This window comes from Bacillus sp. bc15 (assembly GCF_900142585.1).
Lineage (GTDB): Bacteria > Bacillota > Bacilli > Bacillales > Bacillaceae_G > Bacillus_A > Bacillus_A cereus.
The window spans coordinates 41,900-48,889 of sequence record NZ_FRBJ01000017.1 but is presented as its reverse complement, the minus strand read 5'-3'; the positions used below and the strand labels follow the sequence as shown (position 1 = coordinate 48,889).

Genomic DNA, 6,990 nt, shown 5'->3' with positions numbered 1-6,990 from the left:
AAGGGATAAGTGCTGAAAGCATCTAAGCATGAAGCCCCCCTCAAGATGAGATTTCCCATAGCGTAAGCTAGTAAGATCCCTGAAAGATGATCAGGTTGATAGGTTCGAGGTGGAAGCATGGTGACATGTGGAGCTGACGAATACTAATAGATCGAGGACTTAACCATATAATATGTAGCAAATGTTATCTAGTTTTGAAGGAATATGCCTTCAATAGTTTGGTGATGATGGCAGAGAGGTCACACCCGTTCCCATACCGAACACGGAAGTTAAGCTCTCTAGCGCCGATGGTAGTTGGGACCTTGTCCCTGTGAGAGTAGGACGTCGCCAAGCAACTAAAAACACAAGTCTTTTGACTTGTGTTTTTTTGTATTGTTAAAAAGAATGGGAAAGAAGTAATGGTAATACAAACACGTTGCCCAAGAGTTAATCATATTATATAAGAGATGAGTGTATATTTTTCTGGAAATTGTTAAGGATTAGAAGTATAAAATAGGTTCACTTAAATAGGGAGGGAAGGTTATGAAATTACAAAGTGAAGTTTGTATTGTTTGTGAGACAAAAAGAAAAGAAGGTATATATGTTTATAATAATTTAATATGTTATGAATGTGAAAAGGATATGGTGAATACAGAGACAGATGATCCGAAATATATACATTATTTAAAGCAACTTCGAAAATTAGAAGTATCATATTTTTAAATAGGCATATGCCTATTATTTTTTTTGTTCTGTATAATAGATGGAGAATGAATAATAAGGAAGAGATGTAGATGAATCAAAATCATATGCCTTTATATGAGGCGTTAATCGAGTTTAAAGAAAGAGGGCCGTTATCCTTTCATGTCCCAGGTCATAAGAATGGTTTAAACTTCCCTCAGAAGGCAATAAGAGAGTTTAAAGATATTCTATCTATTGATGTAACTGAGTTAGCAGGACTAGATGATTTGCATAGTCCGTTTGAATGTATAGATGAGGCACAACAATTATTGGCTGAAGTGTATGATACAAAGAAAAGTTATTTTTTAATTAATGGTTCAACAGTCGGGAACTTAGCGATGATTTTGTCTTGTTGTGGGGAACATGATATTGTTCTTGTACAAAGAAATTGTCATAAATCAATTATTAATGGTTTAAAACTAGCGGGAGCAAATCCCATTTTTTTAGATCCATGGATTGATGAAACTTATAATGTACCAGTGGGAGTTCGTAATGAAATTATTAAGAAAGCAATTGGAAAATATCCAAATGCGAAAGCACTCATTCTAACGCATCCTAATTATTATGGTATGGGGATGGATTTAGAGGCAAGCATCGCTTTTGCACATGCACATGAAATCCCTGTTTTGATAGATGAGGCACATGGGGCACATCTTTGTTTAGGAGAACCATTCCCGAAATCAGCGTTAACATATGGTGCAGATATTGTAGTGCATTCTGCACATAAGACATTACCCGCAATGACAATGGGTTCCTATTTACATATAAATAGTCACTTAGTAGACGAAGAGAAGGTTACTACTTATTTAAGTATGCTACAATCTAGTAGTCCATCGTATCCAATTATGGCTTCCTTGGATATAGCACGCTTTACAATGGCGCGTATAAAAGAAGAAGGTCATGGTGAAATTGTTGAGTTTTTACGGAGATTTAAGGAACGGTTACGTTCTATTCCCCAAATCGCCATTTTAGAATATCCGTTGCAAGACGAGTTAAAGGTTACCGTACAAACTCGTTGTCAGTTATCAGGGTACGAATTACAGTCCGTATTTGAAAAGGTCGGTATATATACAGAGATGGCTGATCCGTACAATGTCCTATTTATTTTACCCCTGCAAGCAAATGAGGGGTATATGAAGGTTATAGAGATGATCCGAGTAGCATTGCAACATTATGACGTGAAAGACAAGAGGGAATCTATTCGTTATACTTATAAAGGTGAATTCTCTCCGTTGCCGTATACGTATAAACAACTAGAAAGATATGGAACAAGGATAGTATCTATAGAAGAGGCTGTTGGAATGATAGCGGCGGAAATGGTGATTCCGTATCCACCTGGGATTCCATTGGTTATGTATGGAGAGAGAATTACTTCAGAGCATAAAGAGCAAATTATGTACTTAGAGAGAGCGGGAGCTCGTTTTCAAGGTAATACGAAATATATGAAAGTGTATGATATAGAAAGTAGGTTTTAGGATGAAGGGATTATTTGTAACAATTGAAGGCCCAGAAGGTTCAGGTAAAACAACGTTAATTAAAAGCTTATTGCCATATTTTGAACAAAAAGCACAAAAGGTAATGGCGACAAGGGAACCAGGTGGTATTGCAATTTCTGAGGACATTAGGACGATTTTACATAAACAAGAATATACGATGATGGAAGCACGTACAGAAGCGCTTCTTTATGCTGCTGCGCGCAGACAACATTTAGTAGAAAAAGTTATGCCAGCACTTAATGAGAACTATCTCGTGTTATGTGATCGTTTTATAGATAGTTCTTTAGCATATCAAGGCTATGCAAGAGGATTGGGTATGGATAAGGTATTTGAAATAAATCGTTTTGCAACAGAGGACTGTATGCCTAGTTTAACAATTTATCTAGACATTGAGCCTGAGGTTGGCTTGGCTCGGATTGAAAAAGATGCAGGACGTGAAGTAAATCGACTAGATATGGAAGATATCTCTTTCCATAAACGTGTGCGCGAAGGGTATTTACAAGTTGTAGAACGTTTCTCGGAGCGTATTGTATTGGTAAATGCTGATCAGCCGATGGAAAAACTTATAGAAGAAGTTGTTCAGATTATAGAAGATAAATTGTTATAATAGAAGGAAAGAATGAAATAAGTGAGGTATGCATTATGATGAAGACGTGGGAGCAGCTTTCTGCTATACAACCCATCGGTGTAAAAATGTTGATGAATAGCATTGCAAAAGAGCGTATATCCCACGCTTACTTGTTAGAGGGAGGGAAAGGTACGGGAAAGTTTGCGACAGCAATTCAAATGGCAAAGAGTTTCCTCTGTTCTCAGCGGAATGGAGTAGAGCCCTGTCATGTATGCACAAATTGTAAGCGAATTGATTCAGGTAACCACCCTAACTTACATATTGTAAAACCAGACGGATTATCTATTAAGAAGCAGCAAATTCATGATTTACAAGAAGAGTTTTCAAAAACAGGATTAGAGGCAAATAAAAAGTTATATATTATTGAGCACGCAGATCGTATGACGGCAAATGCGGCAAATACACTTTTGAAATTTTTAGAAGAACCAAGTAGTGATACAACCGCTATTTTACTTACTGAACAAAGTCATCAAATTTTAAATACGATTTTATCTCGTTGCCAAGTTGTTACGTTTAGACCGTTACCTACAGAATCTTTAATTAGAAGATTACAGGAAGAAGGTATTACAGCATCTTTATCGACACTTGCTGCTCAACTCACAAATAGTTTTGATGAAGCTTTAGCTTTATGTAGTGATGAATGGTTTGCACAAGCACGAGCTTTAGTGATAAAATTATGTGAAGCGCTCGAAAAAGATAAAACCTCTATTTTTTTTGTACAAGAAAAATGGGGAAAACACTTTGGAGAGAAAGAACAATTACAGCAAGGGTTAGATATGTTACTCCTTATTTATAAGGATTTACTATATGTTCAACTTGGAGAAGAAGATCGTCTTGTTTTTCATGAGCAGAAAGAGATGTTTGAATCGTTTTCCTATGCTCAGAAGCGCATTGTATCAGCTCTCTTTAATATATTAGAGGCAAAAAATAGAATCAACGCTAATGTAAATGCGCAGCTTGTGTTCGAACAGTTAGTGTTGCGGTTGCAGGAGGGATGACCGTTTTGTATGATGTAGTAGGTGTTCGCTTTAAGAAGGCCGGAAAGGTATATTACTTTGATCCAAATCAGTTCGATATCTCTGAAAATGAGTTTGTTATTGTAGAAACGGTAAGAGGTATTGAATACGGAAAAGTAGTTATTACCAAAAAGCAAGTTGATGAAAACGACGTTGTATTACCGCTAAAAAAGGTTATTCGTATTGCAAATGAAAATGATCGTACCATTGTTGAAGAGAACAAACATGCTGCAAAAGAAGCATATCAAGTCTGTCAGCAAAAGGTAGTAGAGCATAATCTTGATATGAAACTTGTAGATGTAGAGTATACATTCGATCGTAATAAGATTATTTTCTATTTTACTGCGGATGGTCGGATTGATTTCCGCGAACTAGTGAAGGACTTAGCGGCAATTTTTAGAACAAGAATTGAACTAAGACAAATTGGTGTTCGTGATGAAGCGAAGATGCTAGGTGGTATTGGTCCATGTGGTCGTATGCTTTGTTGTTCTACTTTTTTAGGAGATTTTGAACCTGTATCCATTAAAATGGCAAAGGATCAAAATTTATCATTAAATCCTGCAAAAATCTCTGGTTTATGTGGTCGCTTAATGTGTTGCTTAAAATATGAGAATGATGAATATGAGGCAGCAAAGGAACAACTTCCTGATTTAGATCAACGTATACAAACCCCGCATGGTACTGGCCGTGTGATCGGATTAAATATTTTAGAAAGATTAATTCAAGTGGAACTAGTAGACAAGGAACGGATAGTAGAATATACGTTAGATGAGTTAGTGAATAAAGGGGTCGTTTCGAGTCAAACCACAGATTAATGAGGTGGGTGCTTGTGGAGAAAAAAGATATTTTTGAATCGGTTTCTAGTATGGAAGAGCAAATTGGACATTTATACAAACAGTTGGGAGAGTTAAAACAGCATCTTGCAGAGTTGTTGGAAGAAAACCAGCATATAAAAATGGAAAATAACAATTTGCGACACCGTTTTGAAGAAGTGCAGAATAAAGAAAAACAAAAAACTCAAAAGCGTAAAGAAGTGAAGCCGAAGACAGATATTGGTGAAGGCTATGACAATTTAGCGAGACTGTATCAAGAAGGTTTTCATATTTGCAATCTACATTATGGAAGTGTACGTAAAGAGGGAGATTGTTTGTTCTGTCTGTCATTCTTAAATAAAAAGTGAAATTACCTTTCCAATTATAATTGGAAAGGTAATTTTTTATACATGAAATAGGGTAGGTTAAGGGTAAGAAAAGGAGCAGTATATGAATTTATATGAAGATGAACGTTTAGATTACTTATTAGCGCAAGACATGAAGATTATACAAAGCCCATCAGTATTTAATTTTTCTTTAGATGCTGTTTTACTGGCAGATTTTGCATGGGTACCAATTCAAAAGGGGAATTTACTTGATTTGTGTACAGGTAACGCAGTTGTCCCCCTTCTATTAAGTACAAGAACAAAAGGAAAGATTACTGGTGTGGAAATTCAAGAACGCTTATATGATATGGGAGTAAGAAGTGTTCAATATAATGGGCTGGAAGAAAGAATTCACCTCATACATGGAGATTTGAAAGATATGCCAGAGAAACTCGGACGTCATCAATATGATGTTGTTACATGTAATCCACCATATTTTCAAACACCTCAAACTTCAGAGAAAAATATGAATGAACATTTAGCGATAGCTCGTCATGAAATTATGTGTACATTAGAAGATGTTGTATCTGCAAGTAGTCAGTTAGTAAAACAAGGTGGGAAAGTGGCGTTTGTACATCGTCCAGGGCGATTACTCGACATTGTCACATTAATGCGTAAATATAAAATTGAACCAAAGCGTGTGCGATTTGTTTATCCTAAGGTTGGAAAAGAAGCAAATACATTGTTAATTGAAGGAATTAAGGATGGAAATGCAGATTTAAAAATTTTACCACCTCTCGTTGTATATGAGAAAAATAACGAATATACAAAGGAGATACGTTCAATTTTATATGGAGAAGAATAAGCATTTTTTTTATGTGGTAGAGTGCTCTGATGGAAGTTATTATGCTGGATATACAAACCATATAGAAAAACGAATACAGACTCATAATAGCGGCAAAGGAGCTAAGTATACACGCGTCAGGCTTCCTGTCGTTTTAAAATATGTAGAGACCCATGATGATAAACGTACAGCTATGCAAGCGGAGTATTACTTTAAGCAATTAACGAGAAAACAAAAAGAGGCATATATGCAAAAAGGAGAACGCTATGTGGCAACAAAAAAGCTTTCAACAAAATGAAAAGGGAGTTTTATATTTAGTACCAACTCCTATTGGAAATTTAGAAGATATGACATTTCGTGCAATCCGAATTTTAAAAGAAGTGGATTTAATTGCTGCTGAAGATACGAGACAAACGAAAAAACTTTGTAATTATTTTGAAATTGAAACACCTGTCACGAGTTATCATGAGCATAATAAAGAAGTAAGTGGAAAGAGAATATTAGAGAAGTTAGAGGATGGAAAGAATGTAGCACTTGTTAGTGACGCTGGTATGCCGTGTATTTCTGATCCGGGTTACGATATTGTTGTTGAGGCAGTAGCTGAGCAATATCATGTAATTCCGCTTCCTGGAGCAAATGCAGCCCTTACAGCATTAATTGCATCCGGTCTTGAAACAAAGCAGTTTTATTTCTATGGTTTCTTGCAGAGAAACAAAAAGGAACGGAAGATGGAGTTAGAAAAGCTTCGTTATGTACAAACTACAATGATGTTTTATGAAGCGCCTCATCGTTTAGATGATACTTTAATTTCGATGCAGGAAGTGTTGGGAAATAGAGAGATTGTATTGTGTCGAGAGTTAACGAAAAAATTTGAGGAATTTATTCGAGGGACAATTCAAGAAGCAATTGAGTGGACGAAGCAAAATGAAGTACGTGGTGAGTTTTGTATTTTAGTAGCTGGTTCAACAGAAGAACCTGCTCCAGAAGAACAATGGTGGGAATCTCTTTCAGTATATGATCATATTGAACACTATATAAATGAAAAAGGTATGAATTCAAAAGAAGCGATTAAAACAGTCGCTAAAGATCGAGATTTGTCGAAAAGAGATGTATATCAAATCTATCATGTCGATAAAAAATAAGCTTCT

At 35.9% G+C, this 6,990-nt stretch carries 9 protein-coding genes and 2 rRNA genes; all 11 read left to right on the top strand.

The features are described 5' to 3' along the window. Positions 1–167, top strand: a 23S ribosomal RNA gene (locus BUA87_RS27995); the annotation flags it as partial. Positions 168–217: 50 nt separating this feature from the next. After that, positions 218–333: ribosomal RNA gene (rrf, locus tag BUA87_RS27990) — 5S ribosomal RNA — on the top strand. A gap of 189 nt (positions 334–522) precedes the next feature. Next, positions 523–702 (top strand): sigma factor G inhibitor Gin, encoded by a 180-nt coding sequence (locus BUA87_RS27985; protein WP_000776279.1) that lies wholly within the window; start codon positions 523–525, stop codon positions 700–702. Positions 703–773: 71 nt separating this feature from the next. Next, positions 774–2,195 carry an aminotransferase class I/II-fold pyridoxal phosphate-dependent enzyme gene (locus BUA87_RS27980; protein WP_001073004.1) on the top strand — a complete coding sequence of 474 codons (1,422 nt, stop codon included), beginning with the start codon at positions 774–776 and terminating at the stop codon, positions 2,193–2,195. Position 2,196: 1 nt separating this feature from the next. Further along, the gene (gene tmk, locus BUA87_RS27975; RefSeq protein ID WP_000677220.1) at positions 2,197–2,823 is read left to right on the top strand and encodes a dTMP kinase; all 627 of its coding nucleotides are present in this window, start codon (positions 2,197–2,199) and stop codon (positions 2,821–2,823) included. A 35-nt stretch (positions 2,824–2,858) separates the two neighbouring features. Beyond that, entirely contained in the window at positions 2,859–3,842 is a 984-nt protein-coding gene (holB, locus tag BUA87_RS27970; RefSeq protein ID WP_000978578.1) for a DNA polymerase III subunit delta', read from the top strand. 5 nt (positions 3,843–3,847) lie between these two features. Continuing rightward, the gene (locus tag BUA87_RS27965) at positions 3,848–4,675 is read left to right on the top strand and encodes a PSP1 domain-containing protein (RefSeq protein WP_000272429.1); all 828 of its coding nucleotides are present in this window, start codon (positions 3,848–3,850) and stop codon (positions 4,673–4,675) included. A gap of 14 nt (positions 4,676–4,689) precedes the next feature. After that, positions 4,690–5,040 carry a DNA replication initiation control protein YabA gene (gene yabA, locus BUA87_RS27960; RefSeq protein ID WP_000412063.1) on the top strand — a complete coding sequence of 117 codons (351 nt, stop codon included), beginning with the start codon at positions 4,690–4,692 and terminating at the stop codon, positions 5,038–5,040. Between the two features lie 82 nt (positions 5,041–5,122). Next, positions 5,123–5,863 (top strand): tRNA1(Val) (adenine(37)-N6)-methyltransferase, encoded by a 741-nt coding sequence (locus tag BUA87_RS27955; protein WP_071713452.1) that lies wholly within the window; start codon positions 5,123–5,125, stop codon positions 5,861–5,863. Next, entirely contained in the window at positions 5,850–6,140 is a 291-nt protein-coding gene (locus tag BUA87_RS27950; protein ID WP_000414350.1) for a GIY-YIG nuclease family protein, read from the top strand. Before BUA87_RS27955 ends, BUA87_RS27950 begins: the two co-directional genes overlap by 14 nt. Further along, on the top strand, positions 6,109–6,984 hold the full coding sequence (gene rsmI / locus BUA87_RS27945) for a 16S rRNA (cytidine(1402)-2'-O)-methyltransferase (protein ID WP_000267824.1): 876 nt from the start codon (positions 6,109–6,111) through the stop codon (positions 6,982–6,984). The genes BUA87_RS27950 and rsmI overlap by 32 nt, the downstream gene beginning before the upstream one ends. Positions 6,985–6,990 lie beyond the last annotated feature (6 nt).